The sequence below is a fragment of the Salmonella sp. NW722 genome (assembly GCF_051702785.1).
GTDB classification, from domain to species: Bacteria; Pseudomonadota; Gammaproteobacteria; order Enterobacterales; family Enterobacteriaceae; genus Salmonella; species Salmonella enterica.
This window is the reverse complement of the sequence record NZ_JAMMIN010000007.1, coordinates 43686-69406: the sequence shown is the minus strand read 5'-3', so window position 1 is coordinate 69406 and position 25721 is coordinate 43686. Positions and strand designations below refer to the sequence as shown.

The 25721-nt window shown below is 48.8% G+C and carries 29 protein-coding genes and 1 tRNA gene; 6 read left to right on the top strand and 24 right to left on the bottom strand.

Annotated features, from left to right (window positions below):
• Window positions 1–124 precede the first annotated feature (124 nt).
• Entirely contained in the window at window positions 125–409 is a 285-nt protein-coding gene (locus NA330_RS17840; RefSeq protein WP_000030904.1) for a YfcZ/YiiS family protein, read from the bottom strand.
• 370 nt (window positions 410–779) lie between these two features.
• Between NA330_RS17840 and fadL the strand changes: the two genes are divergently transcribed.
• On the top strand, window positions 780–2087 hold the full coding sequence (gene fadL / locus NA330_RS17835) for a long-chain fatty acid transporter FadL (protein WP_001518618.1): 1308 nt from the start codon (window positions 780–782) through the stop codon (window positions 2085–2087).
• Between the two features lie 60 nt (window positions 2088–2147).
• Here fadL and mlaA read toward each other — a convergent pair whose 3' ends face one another.
• Entirely contained in the window at window positions 2148–2903 is a 756-nt protein-coding gene (gene mlaA, locus NA330_RS17830; RefSeq protein ID WP_000776787.1) for a phospholipid-binding lipoprotein MlaA, read from the bottom strand.
• A 288-nt stretch (window positions 2904–3191) separates the two neighbouring features.
• Between mlaA and NA330_RS17825 the strand changes: the two genes are divergently transcribed.
• From NA330_RS17825 to NA330_RS17815, 3 genes are all read left to right on the top strand, one after another.
• Entirely contained in the window at window positions 3192–4133 is a 942-nt protein-coding gene (locus NA330_RS17825; RefSeq protein ID WP_000377772.1) for a formate/nitrite transporter family protein, read from the top strand.
• Between the two features lie 75 nt (window positions 4134–4208).
• Window positions 4209–4283, top strand: a tRNA-Arg gene (locus NA330_RS17820).
• Window positions 4284–4446: 163 nt separating this feature from the next.
• Window positions 4447–5616: a tyrosine-type recombinase/integrase gene (locus NA330_RS17815; protein WP_001749026.1), complete on the top strand. Its 1170-nt coding sequence runs from the start codon at window positions 4447–4449 to the stop codon at window positions 5614–5616.
• Window positions 5617–5678: 62 nt separating this feature from the next.
• Here the strand turns inward: NA330_RS17815 and NA330_RS17810 are convergent, their stop codons facing one another.
• From NA330_RS17810 to NA330_RS17795, 4 genes are all read right to left on the bottom strand, one after another.
• On the bottom strand, window positions 5679–7535 hold the full coding sequence (locus tag NA330_RS17810) for a phage head-binding domain-containing protein (RefSeq protein WP_080164345.1): 1857 nt from the start codon (window positions 7533–7535) through the stop codon (window positions 5679–5681).
• 100 nt (window positions 7536–7635) lie between these two features.
• Window positions 7636–8526, bottom strand: a complete 891-nt coding sequence (locus NA330_RS17805) for a P22AR C-terminal domain-containing protein (protein WP_080164344.1) — start codon at window positions 8524–8526, stop codon at window positions 7636–7638.
• 62 nt (window positions 8527–8588) lie between these two features.
• Window positions 8589–8810 (bottom strand): hypothetical protein, encoded by a 222-nt coding sequence (locus NA330_RS17800; RefSeq protein ID WP_001210981.1) that lies wholly within the window; start codon window positions 8808–8810, stop codon window positions 8589–8591.
• Window positions 8807–8965, bottom strand: coding sequence for an Arc family DNA-binding protein (locus NA330_RS17795; RefSeq protein ID WP_001161119.1), 159 nt, complete (start codon window positions 8963–8965; stop codon window positions 8807–8809). Before NA330_RS17795 ends, NA330_RS17800 begins: the two co-directional genes overlap by 4 nt.
• Before the next feature lie 87 nt (window positions 8966–9052).
• On the opposite strand from NA330_RS17795, the gene NA330_RS17790 reads away from it, so the two are divergent.
• Both NA330_RS17790 and NA330_RS17785 read left to right on the top strand, forming a co-directional pair.
• On the top strand, window positions 9053–9307 hold the full coding sequence (locus NA330_RS17790; RefSeq protein WP_052869845.1) for an Arc family DNA-binding protein: 255 nt from the start codon (window positions 9053–9055) through the stop codon (window positions 9305–9307).
• Window positions 9304–9621 (top strand): hypothetical protein, encoded by a 318-nt coding sequence (locus NA330_RS17785; protein ID WP_080164343.1) that lies wholly within the window; start codon window positions 9304–9306, stop codon window positions 9619–9621. Before NA330_RS17790 ends, NA330_RS17785 begins: the two co-directional genes overlap by 4 nt.
• Window positions 9622–9630: 9 nt before the next feature.
• Here NA330_RS17785 and NA330_RS17780 read toward each other — a convergent pair whose 3' ends face one another.
• The 18 genes from NA330_RS17780 to NA330_RS17695 all read right to left on the bottom strand — a co-directional run bounded on the left by NA330_RS17780 (window position 9631) and on the right by NA330_RS17695 (window position 25574).
• A complete protein-coding gene (locus NA330_RS17780; protein WP_080164342.1) occupies window positions 9631–9816 on the bottom strand; it encodes a hypothetical protein in 186 nt (61 codons plus the stop codon).
• A 44-nt stretch (window positions 9817–9860) separates the two neighbouring features.
• Window positions 9861–10280 carry a hypothetical protein gene (locus NA330_RS17775; RefSeq protein ID WP_000821345.1) on the bottom strand — a complete coding sequence of 140 codons (420 nt, stop codon included), beginning with the start codon at window positions 10278–10280 and terminating at the stop codon, window positions 9861–9863.
• 95 nt (window positions 10281–10375) lie between these two features.
• On the bottom strand, window positions 10376–12535 hold the full coding sequence (locus tag NA330_RS17770; RefSeq protein WP_080164341.1) for a DNA transfer protein: 2160 nt from the start codon (window positions 12533–12535) through the stop codon (window positions 10376–10378).
• Window positions 12535–13884: a DNA transfer protein gene (locus NA330_RS17765; RefSeq protein ID WP_080164340.1), complete on the bottom strand. Its 1350-nt coding sequence runs from the start codon at window positions 13882–13884 to the stop codon at window positions 12535–12537. The genes NA330_RS17770 and NA330_RS17765 overlap by 1 nt, the downstream gene beginning before the upstream one ends.
• A gap of 10 nt (window positions 13885–13894) precedes the next feature.
• Complete coding sequence (locus NA330_RS17760; RefSeq protein WP_064013401.1) at window positions 13895–14584, bottom strand: hypothetical protein; 690 nt, start codon at window positions 14582–14584, stop codon at window positions 13895–13897.
• Between the two features lie 2 nt (window positions 14585–14586).
• Window positions 14587–15042: a DUF2824 family protein gene (locus tag NA330_RS17755; RefSeq protein ID WP_023241513.1), complete on the bottom strand. Its 456-nt coding sequence runs from the start codon at window positions 15040–15042 to the stop codon at window positions 14587–14589.
• A complete protein-coding gene (locus NA330_RS17750; protein WP_023241514.1) occupies window positions 15042–15743 on the bottom strand; it encodes a hypothetical protein in 702 nt (233 codons plus the stop codon). Before NA330_RS17750 ends, NA330_RS17755 begins: the two co-directional genes overlap by 1 nt.
• 3 nt (window positions 15744–15746) lie before the next feature.
• Complete coding sequence (locus tag NA330_RS17745; RefSeq protein WP_023241515.1) at window positions 15747–17165, bottom strand: packaged DNA stabilization protein gp10; 1419 nt, start codon at window positions 17163–17165, stop codon at window positions 15747–15749.
• On the bottom strand, window positions 17125–17625 hold the full coding sequence (locus NA330_RS17740) for a packaged DNA stabilization gp4 family protein (protein ID WP_023241516.1): 501 nt from the start codon (window positions 17623–17625) through the stop codon (window positions 17125–17127). The genes NA330_RS17745 and NA330_RS17740 overlap by 41 nt, the downstream gene beginning before the upstream one ends.
• Window positions 17609–18169 (bottom strand): WDGH domain-containing protein, encoded by a 561-nt coding sequence (locus NA330_RS17735; RefSeq protein ID WP_023241517.1) that lies wholly within the window; start codon window positions 18167–18169, stop codon window positions 17609–17611. The genes NA330_RS17740 and NA330_RS17735 overlap by 17 nt, the downstream gene beginning before the upstream one ends.
• Before the next feature lie 40 nt (window positions 18170–18209).
• The gene (locus NA330_RS17730) at window positions 18210–19502 is read right to left on the bottom strand and encodes a P22 phage major capsid protein family protein (protein ID WP_023241518.1); all 1293 of its coding nucleotides are present in this window, start codon (window positions 19500–19502) and stop codon (window positions 18210–18212) included.
• Window positions 19502–20413: a scaffold protein gene (locus tag NA330_RS17725; RefSeq protein ID WP_000433856.1), complete on the bottom strand. Its 912-nt coding sequence runs from the start codon at window positions 20411–20413 to the stop codon at window positions 19502–19504. Before NA330_RS17725 ends, NA330_RS17730 begins: the two co-directional genes overlap by 1 nt.
• A gap of 13 nt (window positions 20414–20426) precedes the next feature.
• A complete protein-coding gene (locus NA330_RS17720) occupies window positions 20427–22604 on the bottom strand; it encodes a portal protein (protein WP_023241519.1) in 2178 nt (725 codons plus the stop codon).
• Entirely contained in the window at window positions 22604–24064 is a 1461-nt protein-coding gene (locus NA330_RS17715) for a hypothetical protein (protein ID WP_023217188.1), read from the bottom strand. Before NA330_RS17715 ends, NA330_RS17720 begins: the two co-directional genes overlap by 1 nt.
• A complete protein-coding gene (locus NA330_RS17710; RefSeq protein WP_001629224.1) occupies window positions 24064–24522 on the bottom strand; it encodes a hypothetical protein in 459 nt (152 codons plus the stop codon). Before NA330_RS17710 ends, NA330_RS17715 begins: the two co-directional genes overlap by 1 nt.
• A 12-nt stretch (window positions 24523–24534) precedes the next feature.
• Entirely contained in the window at window positions 24535–24939 is a 405-nt protein-coding gene (locus NA330_RS17705) for a hypothetical protein (protein WP_024149211.1), read from the bottom strand.
• Complete coding sequence (locus NA330_RS17700; RefSeq protein ID WP_023241520.1) at window positions 24939–25328, bottom strand: hypothetical protein; 390 nt, start codon at window positions 25326–25328, stop codon at window positions 24939–24941. The genes NA330_RS17705 and NA330_RS17700 overlap by 1 nt, the downstream gene beginning before the upstream one ends.
• Window positions 25329–25331: 3 nt before the next feature.
• The gene (locus NA330_RS17695; RefSeq protein WP_000807788.1) at window positions 25332–25574 is read right to left on the bottom strand and encodes a DUF2560 family protein; all 243 of its coding nucleotides are present in this window, start codon (window positions 25572–25574) and stop codon (window positions 25332–25334) included.
• Window positions 25575–25721: the final 147 nt, after the last annotated feature.

Sequence of the window (25721 nt, the reverse complement as noted above, 5' to 3'; positions counted from 1 at the left end):
CCAATTTTTTACATTTAGCCAAGCAGAGAGAAAAGAAAGTGGGAGCTAAGGCACAGTGAAGGGAAGCGACAAAAAAAGAAAACGCCTCCGCCAGATGATGACGGAGGCGTCGTGAATGAACGGATTAACGCAGGCCGAGCTGGAAGATCAGCGTTTCTGCTTCGCAGGCGAAAACAAAATCAATATCCAGACGAACGCCTTCGGATTCCTCGGTAAAGGTTGGCGTAATTTGGCAAGGTTCAGACTCCACGCTACGCGCTTTTTCGGTTAACGCCGCCAGCGTCTCTTCAGCCTCTGCGCGGGTAGCGAATACGCGGCTGTATGACGCGGTGCAATCGGAGTTGTCCATGATGGTTCCAACGTCCATACAGCAGCAAACCGGGGTTTCATCAGCACTGCATTTACTCATTGTAGATTTCCTCTGTATTTGCACCCAGGGTGCCAGATAAACGATGGGGATATTTTACGCTCCCGGCATTCGCCTCTCCAGTCGTTAATGGTGGGAAACGCGTTAAGTGACCGAAATCACACTTAAAAATGATCTAAAACAAAAATCGCGCGATCGGGTGACCGTTAAGCCCGCCGATTTTGCCAGCCAGATCTCGTTTCTAAGATCACAATTGAAAAAACTTATAAACATACTTGCAACATTCTAGCTGGTCAGACCTATACTCTCGCCACTGGTCTGATTTCTAAGTCGTACCGCAGACCCTACACTTCGCGCTCCTGTTACAGCATGTAACATAGTTTGTATAAAAATAATCAATGAGGTTATGGTCATGAGCCAGAAAACCCTGTTTACAAAGTCTGCTCTCGCAGTCGCAGTGGCAATCATCTCCACCCAGGCCTGGTCTGCAGGCTTTCAGTTAAACGAATTTTCTTCCTCTGGCCTTGGCCGGGCCTATTCGGGTGAAGGCGCAATCGCAGATGATGCGGGTAACGTTAGCCGCAACCCGGCGTTAATTACCATGTTTGACCGCCCGACGTTTTCAGCGGGCGCGGTTTATATTGATCCTGATGTTAATATTAGCGGGACATCGCCATCTCGTCGGACGTTAGATGCGGATAACATCGCGCCGACGGCCTGGGTGCCGAACGTCCATTTTGTCGCCCCGATTAACGACCAGTTTGGCTGGGGGGCTTCTATTACCTCTAACTATGGTCTGGCGACAGAGTTTAACGACACATACGCCGGCGGCTCGGTAGGCGGTACGACCGATCTTGAAACCATGAACCTGAATTTAAGCGGCGCTTATCGCTTAAATGAGGCCTGGAGCTTCGGCCTCGGCTTTGATGCGGTATACGCGCGTGCGAAAATCGAACGTTTTGCGGGCGATTTAGGCCAGTTGGTCGCGGCACAGAATCCGGCGCTGGCGCCGGTCGCGGGTCAGATTCCCAGCGACACCAAGATTGCCCACCTGAACGGTAATCAGTGGGGCTTTGGCTGGAATGCCGGTATCCTTTATGAACTGGATAAAAATAACCGCTACGCGCTGACCTACCGCTCGGAAGTCAAAATTGACTTTAAAGGCAACTACAGTAGCGATCTTCCCATCGCTATAAACCGCTTTAACCTGCCTATCCCAACGGCAACCGGCGGCGCGACGCAGTCAGGCTACCTGACGCTGAATCTGCCGGAAATGTGGGAAGTGTCCGGTTATAACCGTGTGGCGCCACAGTGGGCCATCCACTATAGCCTGGCCTATACCAGCTGGAGCCAGTTCCAGGAATTGAAGGCAAAATCGACCGCCGGCGATACGCTCTTTGAGAAGCATGAAGGCTTTAAAGACGCTTACCGCATTGCGTTGGGCACCACCTATTACTACGATGACAACTGGACGTTCCGTACCGGTATCGCCTTCGATGACAGCCCGGTACCAGCGCAAAACCGTTCTATCTCTATTCCGGACCAGGACCGTTTCTGGCTGAGCGCCGGTACGACTTACGCCTTTAACAAAGATGCGTCTGTCGACGTTGGCGTCTCTTATATGCATGGTCAGAGCGTGAAAATTAATGAAGGCCCTTATCAGTTTGAATCTGAAGGGAAAGCCTGGCTGTTCGGTACTAACTTTAACTACGCGTTCTAATCTCTTTCTGAAACGGATCAAAAAGGTGAGCATTGCGCTCACCTTTTTATTTACTGCCGTTTATTCCGAGTCGATCTCTTTGAGTTCATCCTGAATCGCCTGCGCGTTCGGGTTTTCCTGCGGCTTGAGTTTTCCGCCATTGGCGATAAAGTCATGACGCTGGAAGTACGCCTCGCGCACCATAATATAAGGATCGGAAGACTGGCGCAGCAAACCATCGGAGTCCAGCAACTGCGCGCGGGTTTCTATCCCTTCGATAGTCCATTTTCCTATGGACATTGGCCAGGTCAACCACGAGAGCACCGGATACAAGGTATCAGCCATATCCCCGCCATCTTCACGCAGCGTGAAGCTGCCGTAGAACGGAAGTTGCATATAAGGCCCATACCCCACGCCATAATGGCCCAGCGTACTGCCAAAGCGATGCGGTTCAACGCGCTGCAGCTTAGGATTCGCCATTCCCGCGACGTCAATAAAGCCGCCCATCCCTAATAAGGTGTTCAGGAAGAAACGGGTGAAATGCACCATACCCTGATAAGGATCGCCCTGCAGGAAATAGTTCACCATGATCGCCGGTTCTTCGAGATTGCCGGTGAAATTACTTAAACCGTTACGCGCAGGCTGTGGAACATAATCACGCCAGGCGACCGCGACCGGCCGAACAACATACGGGTCCAGCACATTAAAGTTGAAGTTGTACATGGTGCGGTTAAACCCTTCAAATGGGTCTGAACGCCCCTGCTGTTCTGTACCGGAACTCGCACACCCGACCAGCAGTGTGGTTCCCAGCGCCAGCGCCGACAGGCGAAGCTTCATAGATGTCTCCCTGTGAATTATGGCTATCGCTGATTGCCATCCATGACGGAACGCTACCGTATCCGCCTGTTTAGGTGTGAGCGATTTTAACAGCACGTCAAACGATGTCTATATGCGCGATCTCATTGCTCTGAGCATAGCCTGGTAACGCAACAACGTGACGGCCCTATTCTAACGAAACAGATAAAAACGAGCGTGATCATTTTTATTTTTTCGGAGAATGCCCCGGCCTGGGTAAATGAAAAACCGCTACGCTTTATTAATATGTGTTAATCAGCAGAGATCATCATGGATAGCCTTAACGACGATAAAATTAACCGGCACAGCAGTGACCTGGAAGTTGAAAGCGAAGAAAAACAAAGCGGTAAAGAGATTGAAGTGGATGAAGATCGTCTTCCTTCCCGCGCCATGGCGATTCATGAACATATTCGCCAGGATGGTGAAAAAGAGATGGAACGCGATGCGATGGCTTTGCTCTGGTCAGCCATTGCCGCAGGACTTTCTATGGGGGCATCACTCCTGGCGAAAGGGATTTTCCACGTGCAGCTTGAAGGCGTTCCCGGCGGCTTTTTACTGGAAAATCTCGGCTATACCTTTGGTTTTATCATTGTCATCATGGCCCGCCAGCAATTATTTACTGAAAATACCGTTACTGCCGTATTGCCGGTAATGCAAAATCCCACTCTGAGTAACGTTGGCCTGCTGATGCGCTTATGGGGCGTAGTCTTATTGGGCAACCTTATTGGCACCGGGGTTGCGGCGTGGGCATTTGAATATATGCCTATATTTGATGAAGAGACCCGCGACGCCTTTGTCAAAATTGGTATGGAGGTCATGAAAAATAGCCCAACGGAGATGTTTGCCAACGCGATTATCTCTGGCTGGATCATCGCCACAATGGTATGGATGTTTCCTGCAGCAGGCGGGGCAAAGATTGTGGTCATTATTTTGATGACCTGGCTTATCGCGCTGGGCGATACCACCCATATTGTCGTCGGTTCCGTTGAAATTTTGTATTTGGTTTTCAACGGCACGCTGCCCTGGAGCGACTTTCTCTGGCCCTTCGCCCTTCCCACACTTGCCGGAAATATCTGCGGCGGCACTTTTATTTTCGCATTGATGAGCCACGCGCAGATCCGCAACGATATGAGCAATAAGCGTAAGGAAGAAGCGAGGCTACGCGGCGAGCGCCTGGAACGGGAGCGGAAAAAAGCGGAAAAACAGCGCTGAGTGGCGACGGTTTAACCAGTCAGGCGGCGCTACACTTACTCCGGCGAATAAAAAACGCTATACTGGCGCCGCGTTGTCCCCTTAGTTAAATGGATATAACGAGCCCCTCCTAAGGGCTAGTTGCAGGTTCGATTCCTGCAGGGGACACCACTTTTCAGTTCTTCCTCGTTCGTTACAGTTCTAGAATCCCCTTTATAATCACTACTTATACCAAAAATAAGTTCTTAGACGTTCGTAGCGGATCGTTGACTGCCGCACATTAATGCGGGCATATTGTGGGCACATGTTAAAATGACCACGGATTTATGCCCACATGCTCACAGTAAAGCAAATTGACGCAGCAAAACCTGCAGAAAAATCATATCGCCTTGCTGATTCTGGAGGCCTGTTCCTGTTCGTACCTCCATCAGGAAAAAAGGTGTGGCGAATGCGTTACCGTTTCGACGGCAAGGAAAAGACACTGGTCATCGGACCGTACCCGCAAATCTCTCTTACCGAAGCCAGGGCAAAACAATCTGACGCGAAAATGAAGCTGCTTGCTGGCGTGGACCCATCAGAACAGAAACAGGCTATAAAGAAGAAGGAAAAGGAAGAAGTAGCTGATTCGTTCGGTGATATCTTCAGGGAGTGGCATGCTCATAAATCGAAGGTATGGTCGAAAGGATATGCTGACGAAATGATGAACATGTTCACTGGCGATATATTGCCACTCATCGGACATCTGAGAATGGAAGAGGTGGAGCCGATGATGCTACTGAAGGTGATCAGGCTATTTGAGGACAGAGGGGCGATGGAACGTGCTGATAAGGCTCGTCGCAGGTGTGGCGAGGTTTTCAGCTACGCAATAGTAACCGGAAGAGCTAAATATAATCCGGCTCCAGACCTTGTTGGGGCAATGAAGGGTTACAGAAAAAACAACTACCCTTTCCTACCTATGCATCGCATTCACGAATTCCAGAGGGCGCTGAATGGGTATGGAGGCTGGGTTATAGGTAAGATTGCTGCTCAAGTTCTTCACTATACAGCAATGCGAACAGTGGAGTTACGTTCGTTGGTATGGTCAGGAATTGACTTTGAAAACAGGCTGATCACCGTTGACCCTGAAGTCATGAAAGGAAGAAAACTGCATGTCGTTCCAATGTCAGAGCAAGTTACAGCGCTTTTCAAATTCCTGCAACAAATCACCGGACAGTACGAACTTTGCTTCCCGGGAAGGAATGACAGGAAGAAGCCAATCAGCGAAAATGCCGTCCTTGGTGTAATCCGCGGCATAGGATATGAAGGGCAGACATGCGGACACGGTTTCAGACATCAATTCAGCACGGTACTCAACGAGAAGCACTGGAACAGCGACGCAATAGAGATGCAGCTGGCACACGTAAGCGGCGGGACGCGCTCAGTTTACAACCATGCTGCATATCTGGCTACCCGCAGAGAAATGATGCAATTTTGGGCGGACTGGCTTGATGAGAAGGTGTCGTAGGGAAGCAACACAAAGCCTTGCAATCCGATACAAAGCTTTGTGTGCCTCAATTATGTCTAACTTTACTTTGTTAAATATTGTCCAGAGAAATATACAGTTCCGCCAGTTGGTATCGAGGCGAACCCAGCTACGTTTAATTGACCGTTAGTTTCAATATAACACTCAACTGGGATCATAGAGCTTGTCGCGCTAACACCCCATGCCGGGACAGGCACTCGCTTCAAAGGCCTGCACGCAGCGATAGTGTTATACGCAACCGCAGCTGTTCCGCGAGTCAGTGAACCTGTGATCTGCACAGTCTTGCCGGTTAGCATCATGTCAAAATCACCAGTATCAGCCCACCCATTTACAGGATTACCGTCTTTTACGCCTGGATATCCTGAAACAAGAACCGTTCCGTTAACATAACCACGGACAAGAGAGGCATCAAAACCAATACCACCGAGGTAATCAACTCCAGCCTTCCCATTCTCATTAGCAAAGAGCACGCCGTGACTTAAACTGTTGCCTCCCAACGCATAGCCACTCTCAGTATTCCCCTTTGCGGATCCGGTTCCAATATTGATTTCTGCAGAGTCCGGGTGAACACGAATGCCGCCAGATGCATTGCTAATTCTGTGCTCACCAATAGTCCAACCAACACATTTATTATCAATGGTTAATGAATAATAGTTCCCATAGACATTGAATGCAGAGTATCTACCAATGCTGACGTTTGTTATGAAACCGGTATTGGCATCAGATGGTATAAATCCCCATGACGCGTTCTGCACAATTAACTCACCAATGCCAATTCTGTCGATTGTTACATCATCGTGGGCGTCGTAAATACCACCCATGGTGACGTCAGGCCAGCCAGCGTTGTCATAAAGACCAACTGCAATTCTTTCCATATAGTTACTGGCGCATGCGCCACCAGAATCTGATTTGAAGATAAATGCATCACCATATTGGCCGTAGCAATGAGCAATGCCGCCCTGCAAATTTTGACACTTAATCGTTAGACCATGAAAACCACCAATGCACTCAACGTAACCCAAGGTTACACCGGATAATTGCTCAAGAAGAATGCTGTGCGTTCCTGGCTTACTGGCAACGTTAACTGAACTCAGCGTCTTGACATTGTCAATTTCTATATTGGCGTTGGAACCAACACCATAGTGCACAAGAGCGTCCTCGTAAGTTTCCGTTGTATACACATTCTGAGACACATAAGCACCAACATCGATCCCAAGGTTGTAGGTTTTAAACCCTCTCGCTTGATTCTTTACCGCCCCTTGAATAACTGTCCCAGTTCCATCGATAAATCTGGTTTTATCATCAGATAACTGAGGCATCCCAGTGCCAACAATAGAGATATTTTCAACTGTGTTCCTGCCAGTTCCGTACAGGCCGGTAATGTTGTATGTTTTTTTACCAAGCCAAAACACAGTACCGGCTTCAGCCTCAGAAAGTGCTGCTTTCAAATCACCGTTATATGGCTCGTTGTCGACGACGACAAATTTAGCCGGAAGGTTATAATGCTCGGCCAGTCCACCAACCAAAAGATAACCGTCTGGTTGGCTCAGCCTGTATTCAAGCTGATCTGGGTCATACTTCAATACGTTAGCAATATAGTCAACCTGACAACCATAGGCATCATAGATAGCCATGCTATGACCCTTAACGGTGACAACTTTCACCAGTTGGCCGTTGTATACGATTTTACCGGCTGCGTTGATAATTAGCGGCTGAGTAATCTGGACGTGAGAGCCATCCTCATTTTCAATGTATACGGGTATCTGATTGGCAGGATTAACCGGATCTGTATCAATCTGACCAATGTAAATTTTCCCATTAGCAACAGCTTTAAACGAACGGGATTCAGTGAAGATTGGACGAGGGTTAGAAACAACTACGTTTGCAGTGATGTCTGTCATTTAATTTGCTCCAGATACAAGGAATCGCCGCAGCATGGCTACGGTGAATTTTGGGCATAAAAAAACCCAGCCGAAGCTGGGTTGTCGCGTTGGTTATCTGTCAGTAGTTATGTACTGAAGGAGGTAATTCTTTATTCTTAAGTCTCATCCATGCGGAAAGATTCGTTGGTCCGTCTGGCTCATTGATATCAACATCTCGTGAGTGATTGATTAAAACGTCTCTCGCCATTCCGATAACATACGAGAATTCATGACCGTAGTCGTAGCATCTGCCGGAATAGTTCGATTGAACTTGTTTTAATGCCGGATACAGTTCGCGGAATAATGCCTGTGAACGGTTAGCATAATCCCATAGCCATACAAGGCTGTTTGCTTCTTTTGCAGAAAGCTCGTTTGCTTTCTTCTCTTGTTTGCCAATGAACTCACCTTCAAGCACTACCCTGTGGATGTACTCTACGGCCAGCGGGATTTGTTCAATTGAAAGTTCATCAATGCTGTCAATACCAAAACGCTGATGAACCATATTGTATGCATCGTCATAGCGAAGTCCTTTCTTTCCTACCAGCATGTTTACTGCATCGCGTAGCGGTGTGCGTTCAGCTACTGAAGTTTTACCGCCAATAGCCTTCCTCTCTTGTGTGGCAGTAACCATTGCGTCATATGCGCGGATAACCTTCAGCGCAAATGCTGCGCTAATCCACATGGCGTAGGAGTAAACAAGCTCCTTGCACACGTATGTTCCACCATATCTACCTTTCTTAGAAATGACGGGATTCTTATTCTGCATATCCGCAGAATTAAAAATTTCATTAATCAATTCAATAGTTTCATTTCTACGCATGAAGAAAGCTGGCTGATGTTTTTCCTCCTTTCCAGACGCTACATGAAGGTCATTAAGCGAGTAACGGCCCTCTAAATCCATATGAATCTTGACGTCAGAAATGATGATGCTATTAGTGCAATTTACAGTTGACTTTGCTAAGCTTGACATATCAATAATACCTCGTAAGTTTTGTTGATACCGAAGCCCTGACTGTTCCCGCAGTTGGGGCTTCACTGTTTTTGTAAGTCACTGTAGCTATAAAGCCACTGACCACTCATTTTTGATTTGATTGACTCTACTGAGTCACGGCAAGGAATGATTCCGCCTGACATCATTCTGATCTCCGTAAATTCACCACTCCTTATCGATTCAATGCCATCAATGTTAACTAAAGATTTACCTCTACCAAGTGCATTCTCATAGCCAATCTCATCAACCTCAATAAACCTCATACCGTTATCCCCTCTCTCTTCAGGCTGTCCAACACTCGCTTGTAAATCTCAGAGTTAACAGATCGCCCGTTCTCTTCAGCTACCTTGCGCACCAAATCCAATACTTCTTTAGGCCACCGCAAATTGAATTGCGGCATTTTTCTTGCACCTTGCATACCCTCTCCCAATCAATGAACCACCGTGGTTCAATTGAGAATGTACTATCACCGTTATAGACTGTCAAGAAAAAACATGGTGATAAAATGTCCAGAGAAGACCCACAATTTAAGTTGCGCCTTCCAGCGGAGTTAAAGGCAAAGTTAGACCAAAGGGCAAAAATGAATGGTCGGTCTATCAATTCTGAACTAGTTCAGATCGTACAGAAGGCGTTATCTGAACCATCACCGATTGCAGGCTATCGCGACGAAGCTGAACGCTTGGCTGATCAGCAGGCAGAGCAATTCAAGGCCGTAGTTTTTGAGACTCTAAAAAACATGTATGGCAATGGTGAAAAATGAAACGTATAGCAATCCTATTGCTCCTGTGTCTCTCGAGCATAGCTAACGCAGAAACAAAATCAGACGATAGCAGTTTTGATGAAATACAAGGCCTCATGATAGCTTCGAAAATGGCTGGTATGTGTGGTGCAATCAAACAAATGGCAATATTCCAAGAATCTACAAACATGCCAGGTGGGAATGAATTCTTACAGAGATTCCTTACTACAGAGCAAGCAAGGCTTGGGATGACTCCGCAGGAATTTCTTGAAGCATGTCAGAAATCAATCTCTATTTATACCACCTATTACAATATGAGTTCTGAGAAAAAATAGACAATGATTTCAACAGCTTCCGCGTCCCTGAGTAATTCTGTTGCTGATTTGCTTCTTGCGGTGGTTTAAGATGGAGAGCTTGGCTTCTGCTTCTGATATTTGCGCATCAAGATCTTTAAGCTCAAGATCTGAAAGTCGCTGGTCAAGCAGGGTTTGATTCAACTCAATGTTGTTCAGACGTTCTTCTATGGTCATGATTACTCCTTATAAAAAACCCACCTGACGGTGGGTTTCATTTCTTAATCTTGCTTTGTGGACGGTATAAGGGATGCGTTTGCCTCTTTTGGCTTCAAGGTATACATCCCACCATTAAATGGATCAACAGCAAGCCAACCAATTAACCCACCAAATACAAGGTTTCCACCAATATACCAACCATTAGCATTGGCTTTGATTGGCAGGGTAACTGGTTCGTACCCATCCTTCTCCATAGTGATCTGGTAGCTCTTTTTGCCAAAATAACTACCATCTGACTTGGCAAGAGTTACTCCTTGCGGGGTCTTACCTTGCGCAACAATCACGCCTGATTCGTCTTTTACCTTAAAGCTCGCACCGGAAGGATTGCTGTTCACTTGCACAAGCTGTGTTTCGTCACCAACAATAGTTGCGCACCCAGATAACATGATAGCGCCAGCAACGACGCTAATAATCCTCTTCATATCAATTTCCATATCTAAAAAACCGGAAACATCCTAATGACAAACCATTCAAATGTGAAGCACGAGATAAGATCAATCCATCCGTGGACGACTAATTACTCCTGTGTCATTCCGCTTAGCGATGCCACAATCCCAGCCCTCGACAAACGCTGGAACTCTTCGTTTCCTAGTGCATCGCGAATTGCTTTTACGGCGGCCTTATTTGCCATAAATCTGCGTTCCGCCGCCGCTAATGCTTCTTTGCTTCCGCCTGCTCTTACTGCTTTGGTGGCTTCCTGAACAGCTTTCTCTATCGCATATCGACCACTACGTGTGGTGGCAATTTTAGATACAGCGCCTTTTAACCCGGCGCCAACTAAAGCACCCGCGGCAGCGCCTGCAATGCCCCCCCCAGCGCCACCAACAATGGCACCTGATGTTGAGTTGGCAATTGCATTTAACACTGTTGATGTGACGTTGGATAAACCAGCATCCAGATCGCGTAGTACATTGGCAGTTCTCCCTGTTCTTTCAATATACTGCTGAGGTTTCACTGCCGCTCTTGCAAGAGTGCCATATGCATCAGCAATTCTTCCAAGTTCTGAGGAATATCTGCTAATGGCTTTTACATTTTGTGGGGTAAGTATCCCTGCGATATGGTTAATTCCTGCTGCATCAGATTTGCCACCACGTACACCATGCGAGATAGCATCCTGCAACATTGATGATATAGCAGGAACACGCTCTGATTCTGGCAGCGCGCGGATCATAGAATGGAATCCGGCAGGACCATTAAGACCTTTAGCTGACGATGATTGAAGAGATTTTACTCCATTCGTAATCAGTGCATCTGTTGCCAAATCACGCCCAAAAACAGACTCTGCACTCTCTTGTGCGGATAGCCTCGCTTTAGACAGATCATTAGCTTTTTGCCAGTCATCAAAAAATCCGCCGTTTTCCGCCATTGTGCGCATATCATCAGTAATTGCCCGACGTATTTCCCCTGCTCTCCTTGCCGCATTTGCCTCTCCGCTACGCTTATATTTTTGCTCCGCATCAGCAAATTTCGCTCTCCATGCTTTCATGCCATCAAATGTTACTCCACCTTGATTGTTTGCCTGAACAAACTGTTTCATTTCAGGAGTAAGCGGTATGCCAGCAGATCGCTCTGCCTGAATAACGGCATTACCATTTAGCATTCTTGCTTTTTGATTTGGCATTGTTGACCGCACGTCATCCCATGCCGCGCGCTCAGCATCCTTCATCTGATCAAGATGTTGGAGAATCCTTTGTTTTATAGCCGCACTTTTTTCTGATGCCGTTCCAGATGCGGCCCCAAATTCATCAAGGTTTCGACTTAACTTTGATGATATTTCGTTAAATGCTGCCTGATGGGCATCCTGAACAATCCCTGGTGTTGATGCCAATGCGCCTTCGGCTTGTGCAATTCCACGACTTCCAGATCGCATTCCTGGTGTTAATGCGTTTATATCAATTCCAGCAGACTCAGCCGCTTTTGCTACATCTTCGGAGACATTAGCGGCCTGACTGGCAATTGACTGACGCCCGGCACCTGACTTTGCCATCCTGGAAACATCATTAGCAGAATTCAGTGCTGCACCACCAAGAGCCTGTGAAACCCTTGGCGCAATAACGCGCCCGACACCTGAAAGAACGCCTTGAGCACCAATATTGATACCACCGTTAATGGCAGCATTTTGTGCAAAATCACCCTCCTGATTTGCAGCATCAGCAAGAGAACCGGCAATCATGTTTCCTGCGGAACCGATATCTCCAGCGAGCTTTGCTGTCGCTCCAGCAGCTTTTGCCGCTGTGCCAATTGGCAGGAGATACCCACCAATTGTTTCACCGGCTTGCGCGAAAGGATCTGTCGGTCGGTCGACTGGACGATAGACATCATCCAATACTTTTGGCCCACCAAGCCCCTGACTGATTGCATTAATCAGGCTTGCGCCACCCTGCAATACGTCAAATGGTATGTTTACCAGACCACGACCAGCCTGTTCTGCAATTTGCCCTGCACTTTGACCACCTGTGAGCCAATCGCCAGCTTGTTGCATCAATGATGGTTCTTCTTTCTGCTGCTGAGGCGGAGGGTATGCTGCATAAAACTGATCTCTTGCTTCAGCCCATTTGTCACCAGCCTTAGGGGCAACAACCTCATCAAAATATTGCGCTTGAGCCTGTGCTTTCTGTTCTTCAGTTAACGCCTGATACTGTGGAGAGGCGATAACATCTTTCCATGCTTTAGCCATTAATCACCCCATAAAGACGAGAAACCGGACTTATTGCTGTCGCTTCCTGATTTTCGCTCACTAACATATGTGTCATAACCTGATGAACTATATCCCATTGATTCAGCCTCCCTTGCTGCAACCTTTTGAAATACAGAATATTGAGATCGTATTTCAGATAACTGTTTTCTGACGACCTCTTCAGGCTGTGTTATATCGAGTTTCGCGATCAGGTTTTCCAGTTTTTGGCCTTCAGCATTGGAGAGGCTACCCATACCTCGCATAGTCTGCACGTTCTGGACAAACGCACCCGACTTTAATTCTTCTATCGCATTACGGTTTGCAAGCCCTTCAGCACTTGTGAAGCCATCTATATTTCTTCCTTCGAAGCGACCAATACCTTCAAGCTCCTTCTTACCAAGCAAAGAATCAATTTTCTCTATCCCTCGCTCACCAGTAATCAACGCATTGTTGTAATTATTGTTGCCATCAAGCCATCTCTTAGCCTGAGACATTCTGGCTGACGTTGCAGCTTTACCGGTTAGCGGATCAATTCCCGTCGCTGCTATTTGTGAGTTAAGAGACAAAACATCCATATCCTGAAGTTGTCCTGCTCTTTCAAGGGCCGCCTGTGACTGCTTAAACACATACTTGTCGTGATTCAGTCTTGCCATTTGAGCCTTATAGGAAAGATCCTGCCCCCTAATAGCCCTCGCATTCGTCATGTCATTATTGCGAATGGTTTCGTTAATTCTTTGCTGCTCCTGCTGGCGACCAACCATCTTATCCTGAACAGCAAACGCCTTTTCTGGTCCAAGCGCACCGAGAGACATAGTAGTCAGCATGTGTGATAGCTGCTCTGGATTCTGGATACCTGTCTGAATCATCCAGTCAGCATTAGCACCAACGCGATTTAACCTGTCCTTGTTGTCAGTAATGAATTTACTGTAGGCTTCCGATCCCTGAGAAAGAGCGACGTTAGCCCTCATGGCTAAATCGCCCATATCGTTGCGTTGCTGATCATTAAGACCGGAAAACGCCTGTTGTGCCTGTGCAACAAACGCTGGATTTTCCTGGGCAAACTTAAATAGTCCCGATGGATCACCAGAAGCCCATGCATCAGCGTGAACCTTATTGAACGCACTAATCGCTTTCTGTTGCTGTTCCTGATTGTAAATATCAGCAACTCCAGCCAGACCACGTAACGCGGTCAGACCAACGTTATTTGCACCTGAGCGAGCCAACTCATTGTTTTCGCGGATCAGACCAAGCGTTGCGTTAATGTCGCTTGCCTTTGGCGCATTCTCATTTTGCGTACCGATGCCAGCCAGAAAACCACCAGAATTAATACCCTGTTGCCACGTAGCCATTGATTACCCCTTAAAACAACGAGCCAAGCAGACCAAGACCGCCGCCGATCGCAGCCCCCCACGGAGTTGATGAACCAATTAATTTCGCAAGTCCAGCCCCAGCAATGGCACCAGACGCACCTCCGCCAATAGCAGATTGCATTGCTGATGGTCTGTTGGCATTTGCCGCCGCCAGCGCCGCGCTTTGCTGCGAAATCTGACTCATGTTGTTGGCATATGTCTGCCCGGCGTTTGCCTGACCTTGCAGTGCGCCAAGACCAATATTTGCCAGATTCTGGTAGTTGTTCATCTGACCAGACAGCCACTGCTGACCAAGCGTTGGGGCGATTGCTGAAAGCTGGTTACTGGTCGCTGTAGAACCAAGGCCACCTGTTGCTTCTGCCGCTGCCAGATTCTGGTAACGTGCCTGCCCGGCAAGGTCTTTATACTGCTGAGAGTTGTAATAATCGTTAAGCGCCTGCCCCTGACCTTCGAGAGAGGATAAACCTTCAAGACTGCCGATATACTTATCTGCCAGAGGAGTAAACGGCTTCAGGTTGTTCATGATGGTGTTGAACTGCTGGTTTTGCAGGTCTGCGGCATACTTTTGCGCTTCTGCTGCATACTTTGCGCTTTTATCTGCGCCACCTTTTCCGCCTTTTTCAGGGCAAAGAGGTTCCTCACCGCGCAGTTTTCTGCCCAGCTTAAATGCATATAACATGGTTATCTCCCGTTATTCAGGAAGTCGGTTAACTCTTCTCGGGTGGCGGCGTAAAACGTCACGTCATCTACGCCTTTGAAGTATTTCTTGATGGTTCCTACTCGCTTGAGCCCAATCATCGCGCAGTACATCTGACCGTGGCGAAATTTGCGTGCAGCAAATGATGTAACGCACTGAACGGTGGTGTTGGTGAGAATGTATCGCCAGAACGTCAGCCCGATTTCCTTACTGAATCCGCGAATCTCAGGCAGGTACATGGCGTGGCAGTCAAAGGTCAGCGGCTGAATCTCGTTGTAATACACGATGCCACCGAACTGACCATGTACGTTCACTTCGAAATAGCGGCACTCAGGCTTGTAGTCGTATCCGTCACCGTTGTTACTCCCGGCGATGATGTCGGGATGGTTGCCGACCGTTTCTATCAGGTCGATGTTTCGGGTGGGAGTGAATGTAATCATCAGTTGATCAATCCATGAGTTCGTATTGCATCTTCGAGAGCTTTGATACGCTGCCGCGCCTGCTGCAATCCGGTAGCCATAGCTGATACCTCAGACTGCGTATATGTGGCACTGACCGTGTATGCCTGGTTAGCGTTGAATGTGCCGAGAAGCGCAGCACCTGTTGCTGCTGTCCATCCTGTCTGTCGCGCACCGATAACTTTAGTGCCGCCAACTGAATAGGACGTTGTCACGTTGAGAGGTGACGCCAGCGATTGAGAAGCAGTTGCTGACTTCGATACGTAATCAGCCTGCAATGAAGAAATAGTGCTTTCAGCAGCCGTAACCCTACCATCAAGAGCACTGACATCAGCCTGCAAGGTGACTATTTTGCCTTCAGCCGTGGTTAGTCTGACATCCAGTACCGCAATTGCATTGGCATTTGCAGTAATACGTATTTCATGGTCGTCTACGTCGATGCGTAACTGCTGAATTCTCGCCTCGTGGTCTGCAAGCTCAACATCCTGCTCATCGTTCTTCACCTGCGCGTCATAGGCACCTTGTCCTGCTTCGTTTGCCTTTCCTGCAATAGCGCCAACGTCAGTCCCCTGCGCGATTACGTAGAGCAGATAGGACTGGCTGAAGACGTTGCGTGGGAGGATTGAGGCATCAAGACGAGTAGCCTGAATGATGACGGGATTATTAAGTGACGGGTCTGCCATATTTTACTCCAGACGAATTTGACACCCTGATAGTGTTACTGGTGATTTTGTGATTACCCGCAGTTTGAAGCCGATTAATCTACGAATACGCCCTACACGTTTCCAGATAACACGCTTGTCGTACACAAACGGCTCATTCTGCTCAATCATCTGTTCGCGACCGTAATTGATTCCGTCAGTCGTTGCAGACAGAAACAGGCGGTCAGCGTATTGAGCAACACCAGTGGATGATTCAACCTCAAGGTCGAAGCATCTGGCATTGTTCGCTTTGAAGAGGGGTGTAAACAACAGGTGTTCTTGCTGCTTGTCGTACTGACTACTGATGTCGAATTGCAACTGCCCCGTCACCGCTTCTGACTTGTCGCCACACGTAATCTGGTTGCCTTCGTACATGAAATCGATGGCGCGATAAACATCGTCGTATAAACCGGTTTTCAGTACGCACCATTGCGGCCCGTTCTGGCTTGATGAGGCATCGTAAACCAGCACATGACGCGGGAGATGGATAATCAGCAGTTCGTGCGAATCGAACCTCAACGCCTCCATCACCCCGGTCGCCAGTTCATCAGCCGTGTATGAGCGGATAATTTTATCAATACTGGCCGTCGCAATTGGTGAAGCCTGCCCTGACCCGATGATGTAGACGGAAGGTGCGCCAGTAGCCGGGTGACTGATGAATGCATATGAATCAGCGAATGGCGTTTTACAGCATGTTCCGGCAATGCCCTTCTGTACCATCAACGATGGCTGTGCGACATACAACGCAGCGCCAGCGGTGGTTGCACCAGTCAGGGAAAAATATTCAATCGTCGATGAACCAAAGCAGACAATGAAGTCTCGCCATGTGCCGATGCCGATGATGCCGTCAGGCTGCGACTCGGCACGATATTGTGCGCTGTATCGGTCAGGGTGCGATTCGTCTTCAAGGTCAGTGATAAACCATGAATCAGTGCCGTCTTTTGACCATGCATAACGCCCACGTAAGCGAGTAATGTCACGTACTGAACCTAACTCATACTGCGTGTAATCGCTGTCTGCAGGCCAGTTTGAGACGGTTTTAACGGTGCCATCATAGCGATACTCGACCAGTTGACCATTAACGCCTACCGCCTGTGATGTGCGACCATGTGCCATAGATACGCGACCGCTTCCGGCAACATCACCTACTACGGTTTCCCCTTTGTAGAGCTTGCTGCCTAAAACGCGATATACAGCGTTCTGCGCGGTATTGTATTCAACACCACGCGATACACCATTTACATCGTTGCGCTTCGCTATGCCGGGGAATGAGCGTAAATAACCCGATGAGTTGAGGACTTCTTTCGGTGTAGCCAACATATTGATTGGTAGGTAATCAATATAGTCGGCATTCTTGAAGTCTTTACCCATTCCCTTCATCATGGGGAGTTGTTGAATCGGCATTCTGCTCTCCGGGGAAATAATGCCATTCGTTCAGATTGGCGAAACTGTTTCCACTGCCAGTTGGCATACGTGACGGGTAAGGCGCTCGTTTAGCTCTGGCGATGGCGGTCTGCTTATAGAGAAGTTCCTTCCCATATTTAGCGGTTGCGATAATTTTGGCGGTAGCCTCAAGCGCATAATCCGGAGCAATTCTGCAGGCCAGATTGTGGAATACTGCGCTGACTGCGCTTGAGCGAAGACCGTGATCATCACCTTCAGCGGGAGGATTATCATCATCTGAGAATACATAGCCGGTGATGATGCCCTTTCCGTCCTGATACCACTCAGCCATCATCGCTTCAAGGTCGTCAACAGCATCCTGCATAGACTGAGGTTCGATATCAGTGAGAGTTGCATCTGATGCTACACCAAGCTTACGCAGCGCCGCCCTGACCAGATCGCCTTTAGTCTTTATCTTCATCGCTTTCCGCCTTAGGCTTTGGTCCTGGCTTTTTGCGTTCTTTGGTTGCCGGTTCTTTCGGTCGCAGGCTTAGCAGACGATTCAACACATCATCTGCCGTGTGGCCGTCCCATTCCTTGCCAAACTCAATTTCTGTGCCTTTAGGCAGACGTTCAATTTCACTCTCTGGGAGGTGGTATGTTACCGCGCCTTTTGGGGTGTCGATGCCAGCTAACACCCATCCATCCCATTGCTCGCCGTCATGATGCTGGAAGCTCCACCATGCGCTTTCTGGGAAGGCATTCATTAGTGTTGAAAACAGGCGCACTCGATGTGCATATAGTTCGTTAAAGGTGTGGTATCCATCAGATACTTCACCCATGTCTTTCTTGGCCACTCCTGACTCGCCGATTGGTTCGTCATTAGTCTCCGGCACCTCATTTGGGTGCTTAACCCAACCATCGGCAAGGTGATCTTCTACATCGCTGTCGTCGACAACTTTAGCCTGAACTTCCTTGCCCCATACCTTCGTTCCACGACCCTGCTTATATAGCATTACGCCCATATGTCACCTCAAATAAGAAAGGGGCCGAAGCCCCTGTTAGTTACGCAGTCTGACCAGGCAGGCCAACACCGATTGCTTCAGGTCGTGTCGCGTTTACGCCGTACCACAGCGCAATACGGCACAGGCCGGACAGGGTGGAAATATCACCCTGCGTAGCGAAGATACCGTTAAGGCCGACATCCGGGATGCTGAATGAGGTAGTTTTCATACCTGCAAACAATTCGTGATTAGTAGGAATGGGCTGAGACACAATACGGATGGCGTCATCAGCCCAGAACACGTTGGTGCGAGCATCCTTAACGTTCAGGATGTTCACCGCCATCGCATCAGCCAGCGAGGTGTTAACGTTGGCGTATGCCCGTTGCTCAGGAGAAAGAGAAACATCATCCAGTGCTACAGGCTTCGGCGTGATTTCAACGTGAGTACCATCAACAACGCGAACTACGGAGAAAGTCGCGTCCTGCGCCAGTACGTTCTTAGCCATCTGACCAAGGAACTTCACGCCAGTAAACGAAATTTTGTCGCCGCGTTTCAGGCCGGTGGTTGCAGACAGGGTGACGGTAGCAAAACGGTTATCAACGTTAACTTTGTTGCCATCGTTATCCAGTTGCCATGCGACAGGCTTGAAGGCCTGCGCACCGGATACAGTGATGCCAGTTGCGGTGGATTTGGTCAGCACAGGAAGTTTCGGAGAGCGCAGGACATCATCGAAGCCAGCAACCTGACGCTGAATGGTGCCATCGCGGTATGCTTCTTCAGGGATGCGCCCGAAGATATCACGCTTGGTCAGGTCATAACCCGCCTTTTTGTAGTCCTGCGGGTTGAAGAAGTACGATGTGCCCATGCCGCGGTTAAGTTCGCGGGAGAACATGATTTCTTCTGCATCGGCCACAAAGTTCCATGCATCTGCGGTATTAGTGCCGATTGCATCCGGAGAAGTGATAACCAATGACCCCATCTCGGCGGCCATGTTTGCGACTTTCAGCTCAACGTTATTCGCCAGCTTGCGAGCGGCTGACTGGATGCGGTGACGATACGCAGTCTCGTCTCGCAAGTCATCGGCGCGTAACTGGAAGAAGTCGTTATCCGGCTCTCCCATGTTTACCGCGACGTTGAGTTCCAACAAGCCTGTCGCTTTATCAGTTAAATCCCAGCCCTCCTGAGTGGGAGACTCCTGCTCTACAGGCATCCATATGGTATTACTGGAGCGCTGCATAGAAGCAGCAGGAGGGGTGTATTTCTTGGCTTTCTGCGCCATTGGAGTGATTGCGGAGATGGTTTCAATAATCTCATCCACCGCCAGTGTAACAATTTGACCTTCGTTCAAAGCCATTATCGGATTCCTTTAAGTTTTGCCTTTAGCTTGCGGTAGGTTTCCACATCTCCCTTGCTCGCAGCAGCATCCATTTGTTTACGAATGGCATCTTTATTTGCTGCGCTGACATCACCGGTAATCGGCTGGTCAGCAGGGGGAGCGGAAGAGATTTGTTTACCGCGAGGCTTGAGAGTTAAGCGTTCGGATAGTCGAGTGAGTTCAATCAGCGCGGACTGCCCATCCATCGCCAGTAACTGGCGGGCTTTCTCCGGGTTTGCACCCAGGTGATACATGAGCGCGGCGGACTTCTCCGGGAACAGGCGCATAATGTCGGCCCCAACCGCAGGCGGAACCAGTTGCATAAATGCGTCTTCTTTCTCCTGATAGTCAGGGATATTGAGCTTTTCCGCCGCGTCATAGTGTTTGCGGGCAGCTTCGACGTATTGCGCTGATTGCTGGGTAAACTCCTGAGTCTTGCGGCCCTGTTCTGCTACGGCATTGCTGCGGGCGTCCTGCGCTTTCATTAGCCATTCGGTATTAGCAGCATTGAAAGCGGCAAGCGCACGGCTGTTGTCGTAGTCATATTTAGCCAGGCCTTCTTCTGACAGATAGGCGTTAATGTCTGGCTGAGGAGGAAGGTCAGGGTTTACCCGTAAACTCTCCGGCAATTCTCCGCGTTTAACTGCCTCCATCTGCTGCTCAAGCTCGCGCTGTCGTTTGCGCTCGATGCGGCGGCGGGCGAATTCTGCGTTCTTTGCCGGGTCTTGTTTTGGTGCTGTCTCATCGTCCTTCAGGACAATCTCAAAGCCCTCTTCCTGACCTGCATTGTCGTTGGCATTATCGACAACTAAGCTATCAGCAGATGCCGCTGCATAATCGCCGGACAGGGTTAAGTCTTCAGTTGCCTGAATTTCGGTGGTTGGTTCCATGATTAACTCTCTCTTATTGAGGTGTCTCGGCTACACTGCCGGAAGGTTGATTTTGTCTCTGCGATTGCAGGATATTGGCAATGTCCATTCGCTGCTTGTGCGTCTGTTCATTGCCTTTAAGGAGTAACTCAGCATTTGCGCGAGCGTCTTCGCTGCGGTCCTGCTGGAATGAAGCAACGGTTTTGAGGAACTCTCTAAACTCGGACTGTTTATTGAGATCCATATTGTTGAATATTTCTGCGATTTTCGCAGCGTTAAGTTGGTTTTGAGCTTCGACTTTAGCCGCGTCGATTTGCAGGGACAGTGTCTGGTTCTGAGCTTTAGCCAGTTCAGCCTGCCCCTGCAGGAGTACGCCCTGAGCCTGAACCATTGCCGGGTCTTGTTGACCTTGTTTGGCTTGTTGCGCCTCTACTAACCATTGCTGCTCTTCGGGCGTTTCTGGCTTCTTAACACCCATCTGAATAAGCTGCTTATTGGCATAGTCACGCATCATCTCGACACCTTTACCATCAAGCAGGGTGAAGTACTGAAGCAACAGCAGTTGATATTCTGGCGTTCCCTGTGGCGTCTTGCCGAGCAACTCAAGAATTTCTGCGCGGTTTTGCTGCTTCATGGACTGGAATGATGGTCCAACATCTGTGTAGCATTCATAGCGCCCCCTGATATCGTTCAGTACCTGCCGCTCACCAGTGGCAAGGTCAACAACCTCAGCCATTAGCTGAACCTCTTTTTCACTGCCATCCTCAAGGGTGATTGTCACGTTGCGAGGAACATCGTAGATGTCATTAACTATCGACTGGTAAATCTCACCGTCACGGCGCATAGCGGTAGCAAGATTATCCTGAAACACATATGTCTCAAGGTCTGCCCGCATATTGAGTTGGTTTACGGTATCGAATGCAACCTGATTACCATTAACCGACCCAGCATCTACACCAATAGTAGCAACCTCTTTTACTGCGCTGGTTGCTGCTTCCAGCATGTAGGCGTTGGCTTGCGGGACCTCCGGGTTTTCGTAATATGCCAGCGGCTGAGTTGGCATTTCTCCGTTGTTCTCATCCGTGCGATTGAGCAGGTAATACGGGTAATCGTCGTTACCGTCATACATATGCTCAAAGCCTGCAATCTGTTCAGGCCAGAAGAACGGCTTCTTCTTCGGAGTACGGGCCACGATGTCGGCGTTGAACGACATAATCATGTTGCGCAGACGCTGACCGTCTTTTGTCAGGCGGACGACCCCCTCATACACTTCTTTATCTTCAACGAAGCCCCACTCGCCGAATACCGGAACAATGGGGATATGTTCGCCAGCAATGAGCTGCTTGTCTTTGAGTACAGCGGTGCAGGTGATAATCGATTTGTATACCCGGCGACGCTTAATCTGGCGCTCTGCAATTTTGATAAATCCACTATCAGCCAGGTCGTCGATGACGTCTTTAATATCGCGCTTAAAGTAGCTTACCGGCTCACCCGTAACCGGGTCTTGGTAGATAAACGCCGTCTCTTTCTTCTCGACCACTTCGTAAAACTCAGCGATCTGAATTGTGTCCTGCGTCAGCCATGGAAATACCCAATCGTTGGGGTTCTGGAATGATGGAATATCATCAGCATCGAGGTCGTATTTTTCTGCGAAATCCTCCCAGCCATTCTGGCTCATTGAGTGGATAACTGTGCAGTGACGGGCGTCAGACTTATCCATCAGCTTGCTGTTGCTGTCCCATATAACATGGGAACAGGCACTATGGATAGGCTCTCGACGGATAACCTGATTGTTGCTCGTCGGACTTTGATCTTCGTAGTCAGTGACCAGACGCCACGCACCTACACCAGATTCAATCTGCTCACGAACAGCGACGTTGACCGCGATTTTTGCCGTATTGTGTCGCATGTCTGTGCGATACATGCCCATCAGCACATCAGCAGCGTCAGGACTTGCTCCATCCTTTGGACGATACAGAACATCAATAGGGTTCTGACGCATCTCAGAAACGAGCTTGCGCACCACTGGACGTACAACATCGAACTGCCCGCGATACTGCAGGGTTGTGTATTGTGATAGCCAGTCATCCCACTGAGATACGCGGGAGAAGAAGAGATCATTCTTGGCCTCCCTTCTGGCTTCATCGCTGGCTGTCCAGTCCGCATCAAAGCGCGACAGGATGCTCTCCAGCCTGTTTTTATTGTCGGCCATTATCGTCCTCTGCGTACTGGTCTAATCGGTGCGGGGATTACTTTTGAAGGTTTGTTTTTAACTACCGGGAATGCAAACGTCAGCGCCAGTGCATCGGCCCGATTGGGTGATGGAACGCCACGGCGTTTCATATCGTCTTTCGACTCCAGAACAATCTTACCGTCTAGCTTTACTTTGTATTCAGGGGCGACAATCTCATCAGCGGTCTGCTGGTCATCAATGCTTCCGCCTTCATTCAGCCAGGATTTCATTGCGTTCCACATCTCGCCGCGCTTATTGAGCATTGCCGGGTCTTTCGATTCTCCCGCGAAGCTCACAAGTTGCCACTTTCTGCCCCACGACTTACCAACAGAATGAATACCCGTGCCGTAACCGAAATCAATGAACACCGCGTCAGCTTTGTGTTCATCCTCGATAGCAGCCACTACCTGAGCAAACTTCACATCGTCGTCTGTTTTAGGGTAAGAGCCTAAAAGCCTTGAATAAAGCCCCTGCCGCAGATAGATACACGCCTCATCACTGCCTGAGTATGCCGGGTCAACGCCGATAATCTTTGGAGCGAATCCATATTGACTGTGCTCCAGCTTTCTTGACATACCGGCATCAGCATAGCTTTGGGGAATAAATTGCAGGTCAGACGCAGACGGGAAGAGGCCACGAACGCGTACTTTAAAGAAGTCGCTATCCTCACCGTAATCGTTTCGCCATTCTTCAATGAGCTCTTTGTTCGTCATCTTCGCCAGACGGCTATCAATTTGCTTGCGCCTCCAGCGATGCTTGAATTTACGGAAACATTCACGGAAGCGCCCGGTGTTACGTGTCGGGTTGCCGAACGCGAACCAGAAAGGCTCTCCGTCTGTCAGGCCTCCCTCTGCCACCTCCCAAATCTTGTCAGGCACCGCAGAAGCTTCATCGAAAATGTAGAATGGGCTTGAGTTTGCAGCATGAAGACCAGCAAATGATTCGCTGTTTTCCTCGCGACAGGTCTGGCCGTCACAACGCCATGACTCCATGTGGTCTACATGGTAGATGTTCATATTACCTTTGCCATTGTTGTACTCGAACCAGTGCCCGGTAATGCAGCGCTTCTTCCATTTGCCAAGCTCGCCCCATGTTTTGGTTCGAAGCTGCTCTGAGGTGTTAGCTGTTACAACACCCTTGCAGAACGGGCGGGTGCTCATGATGTAGAGAATTACCCATGCAGTGAGTGCACTTTTCCCGATGCCGTGACCTGAGCTTGTTGCGCAGCGGTATGCTTCTACTGGCTTTACACCATCAAAGTTGTTAGTGCGAATCGCCTCACCCCAATCAGTGAGAAACTCTTTCTGCCACTCATCTGGACCGTCGAAGCCATCAAGCTCGCCAGCTCCCCACTCAAATGCATACATCACAAATCCGAGTGGGTCATAGAAGAATCGCCCCATATCGTCGGCAAGCATTGCCTCAAATTCTGATGACATCACTCACCCCTTGCGCGTTTACGGGCCTCCTGAATGCGCTGAATCAGGCTAACCTCTCCGGTGTGTTCTACTTCCTGTTTGTCACGCCATTTATCTCGCTGCCTGTTCTTAAGCCAGAAAATGGCAGCAGTCGTATCGGGTGGATAATGTTTCACAGTAGGAGTTATGACGATCGAACCATCGACAGCGCGAATATCATCTTCTGGGTGTTCGTACCCGGTGGCGCGGTGGAATAACTTTGCGGCGACTTCACTGTCCGCAACAGCCTTACCCTTTTTTATGGACTCAAGAAAATCAGGATGCGCGTGCTTCCACGCATTGATTGTTTGCTCGCTAACATCAAAGAAAGAAGCCAGTTCCGCATCTGTATGCCCTAACAGACAAAGTTTTCTCGCCTGCTCGGCATACTCTGGTTTGTAAGCCGATGGGCGACCAATTTTCTTATCTTCAGCCGCCATATCATTTCCTTGTTAACTTCCTTGGGTAGTTGCGATAGTCACGTTAGCAGAACCATCGAATGAAGTTGAACCTGTGACAGCGCCGGTTAGTGTGATAGTGCGAGCAGTAGATAACTTATCCGCTGTCTCTGCATTCGTTACTGAACCGCTTGCGGAAGTGTACTTAGCTTCAAATGCTGTCTTGCTCATATAGAGGAGCTCGCCGTACTGGCTTCGGAACAGATATCCACCGACCTCCGGCTTGAATACGGCTACTGTTTGCGCTGATATGTACTGGTCAGCATACGGACCGTCGAATTCTGCGTTTGCACTTCCGTCATTAGCGTATTTGATAGCTTTAATCGGAAGAGCAGACACATATTCACCATCAGCATCTTTGTAGAGAGGCCATGATGGCGTGAAGTTTTGGTTTGCCATTACTTGGCTCCTTCTTTTTCTGGTTCATGAAAGAACGGCAGGAAGTGACTGAACATTCTGTCAAGCATGTAGCAGTAGGTTTCGTTTGCGTCGCCAGGATAAGTGGTTACACCAACATCTCGGCAGACATAGAATGCGACGTGAGCACATTCATGAACCAGTGTGGCAGCATCTCCATTGAATACCCCAAGCAGGTAAAGGTTCTCGCCTGTTTCGGTATTGCAATATGACTGTGTAGCCCCCGCCAGCATCTCATTCCCGCCGCTATCAACGCCAAGATGAATGCAAGCCTGATCCCACTCTTCCTTTGAACGACACAGGTAGACATTGGCGCTATGGAACAATGGCACGAAGAACCGGGGAAGTTTAGGCCACTTCGTCTTTGCCATTCGTTATGCTCCGGTAGTGAACAGGTCTAACGCTTCCTTCGATTTACGCACCGCTTCGATAGTGCGGGTCGTGATATCAGAATTAGCGCCGCCTGACTGAAAGTGAATTTTGAATAGCTCAAGCTTCAGTTCGTCCGTGCCGATGAATTGAAATGCTTCTTCTGCGGCTGCGTTCTGGTTCATGACCAGTTTGTAAATCTCTAACTGGAATTTCTGTTCTTCAGTCATGGGAATAATCTCTGCCATTGTTGGCTCCGTTTATCCGTTAAAAGGGATATCAGTTAAGTTATCCCGTGTAGGGTATAAGCCATTGTCGAGACCACTCATTGAATGGCCTCTGCAATAACCGATGTCTTTCCATCAGTCCGCCACTACAAAGAATCTTTTTTGCCA

What these genes read in the sequence shown, in the direction of transcription:
- NA330_RS17840 (WP_000030904.1), bottom strand. Translation starts at nt 409, where the DNA reads ATGAGTAAATGCAGTGCTGATGAAACCCCGGTTTGCTGCTGTATGGAC.
- fadL (WP_001518618.1), top strand. Translation starts at nt 780, where the DNA reads ATGAGCCAGAAAACCCTGTTTACAAAGTCTGCTCTCGCAGTCGCAGTG.
- mlaA (WP_000776787.1), bottom strand. Translation starts at nt 2,903, where the DNA reads ATGAAGCTTCGCCTGTCGGCGCTGGCGCTGGGAACCACACTGCTGGTC.
- NA330_RS17825 (WP_000377772.1), top strand. Translation starts at nt 3,192, where the DNA reads ATGGATAGCCTTAACGACGATAAAATTAACCGGCACAGCAGTGACCTG.
- NA330_RS17815 (WP_001749026.1), top strand. Translation starts at nt 4,447, where the DNA reads ATGCTCACAGTAAAGCAAATTGACGCAGCAAAACCTGCAGAAAAATCA.
- NA330_RS17810 (WP_080164345.1), bottom strand. Translation starts at nt 7,535, where the DNA reads ATGACAGACATCACTGCAAACGTAGTTGTTTCTAACCCTCGTCCAATC.
- NA330_RS17805 (WP_080164344.1), bottom strand. Translation starts at nt 8,526, where the DNA reads ATGTCAAGCTTAGCAAAGTCAACTGTAAATTGCACTAATAGCATCATC.
- NA330_RS17800 (WP_001210981.1), bottom strand. Translation starts at nt 8,810, where the DNA reads ATGAGGTTTATTGAGGTTGATGAGATTGGCTATGAGAATGCACTTGGT.
- NA330_RS17795 (WP_001161119.1), bottom strand. Translation starts at nt 8,965, where the DNA reads ATGCAAGGTGCAAGAAAAATGCCGCAATTCAATTTGCGGTGGCCTAAA.
- NA330_RS17790 (WP_052869845.1), top strand. Translation starts at nt 9,053, where the DNA reads ATGTCCAGAGAAGACCCACAATTTAAGTTGCGCCTTCCAGCGGAGTTA.
- NA330_RS17785 (WP_080164343.1), top strand. Translation starts at nt 9,304, where the DNA reads ATGAAACGTATAGCAATCCTATTGCTCCTGTGTCTCTCGAGCATAGCT.
- NA330_RS17780 (WP_080164342.1), bottom strand. Translation starts at nt 9,816, where the DNA reads ATGACCATAGAAGAACGTCTGAACAACATTGAGTTGAATCAAACCCTG.
- NA330_RS17775 (WP_000821345.1), bottom strand. Translation starts at nt 10,280, where the DNA reads ATGAAGAGGATTATTAGCGTCGTTGCTGGCGCTATCATGTTATCTGGG.
- NA330_RS17770 (WP_080164341.1), bottom strand. Translation starts at nt 12,535, where the DNA reads ATGGCTAAAGCATGGAAAGATGTTATCGCCTCTCCACAGTATCAGGCG.
- NA330_RS17765 (WP_080164340.1), bottom strand. Translation starts at nt 13,884, where the DNA reads ATGGCTACGTGGCAACAGGGTATTAATTCTGGTGGTTTTCTGGCTGGC.
- NA330_RS17760 (WP_064013401.1), bottom strand. Translation starts at nt 14,584, where the DNA reads ATGTTATATGCATTTAAGCTGGGCAGAAAACTGCGCGGTGAGGAACCT.
- NA330_RS17755 (WP_023241513.1), bottom strand. Translation starts at nt 15,042, where the DNA reads ATGATTACATTCACTCCCACCCGAAACATCGACCTGATAGAAACGGTC.
- NA330_RS17750 (WP_023241514.1), bottom strand. Translation starts at nt 15,743, where the DNA reads ATGGCAGACCCGTCACTTAATAATCCCGTCATCATTCAGGCTACTCGT.
- NA330_RS17745 (WP_023241515.1), bottom strand. Translation starts at nt 17,165, where the DNA reads ATGCCGATTCAACAACTCCCCATGATGAAGGGAATGGGTAAAGACTTC.
- NA330_RS17740 (WP_023241516.1), bottom strand. Translation starts at nt 17,625, where the DNA reads ATGAAGATAAAGACTAAAGGCGATCTGGTCAGGGCGGCGCTGCGTAAG.
- NA330_RS17735 (WP_023241517.1), bottom strand. Translation starts at nt 18,169, where the DNA reads ATGGGCGTAATGCTATATAAGCAGGGTCGTGGAACGAAGGTATGGGGC.
- NA330_RS17730 (WP_023241518.1), bottom strand. Translation starts at nt 19,502, where the DNA reads ATGGCTTTGAACGAAGGTCAAATTGTTACACTGGCGGTGGATGAGATT.
- NA330_RS17725 (WP_000433856.1), bottom strand. Translation starts at nt 20,413, where the DNA reads ATGGAACCAACCACCGAAATTCAGGCAACTGAAGACTTAACCCTGTCC.
- NA330_RS17720 (WP_023241519.1), bottom strand. Translation starts at nt 22,604, where the DNA reads ATGGCCGACAATAAAAACAGGCTGGAGAGCATCCTGTCGCGCTTTGAT.
- NA330_RS17715 (WP_023217188.1), bottom strand. Translation starts at nt 24,064, where the DNA reads ATGTCATCAGAATTTGAGGCAATGCTTGCCGACGATATGGGGCGATTC.
- NA330_RS17710 (WP_001629224.1), bottom strand. Translation starts at nt 24,522, where the DNA reads ATGGCGGCTGAAGATAAGAAAATTGGTCGCCCATCGGCTTACAAACCA.
- NA330_RS17705 (WP_024149211.1), bottom strand. Translation starts at nt 24,939, where the DNA reads ATGGCAAACCAAAACTTCACGCCATCATGGCCTCTCTACAAAGATGCT.
- NA330_RS17700 (WP_023241520.1), bottom strand. Translation starts at nt 25,328, where the DNA reads ATGGCAAAGACGAAGTGGCCTAAACTTCCCCGGTTCTTCGTGCCATTG.
- NA330_RS17695 (WP_000807788.1), bottom strand. Translation starts at nt 25,574, where the DNA reads ATGGCAGAGATTATTCCCATGACTGAAGAACAGAAATTCCAGTTAGAG.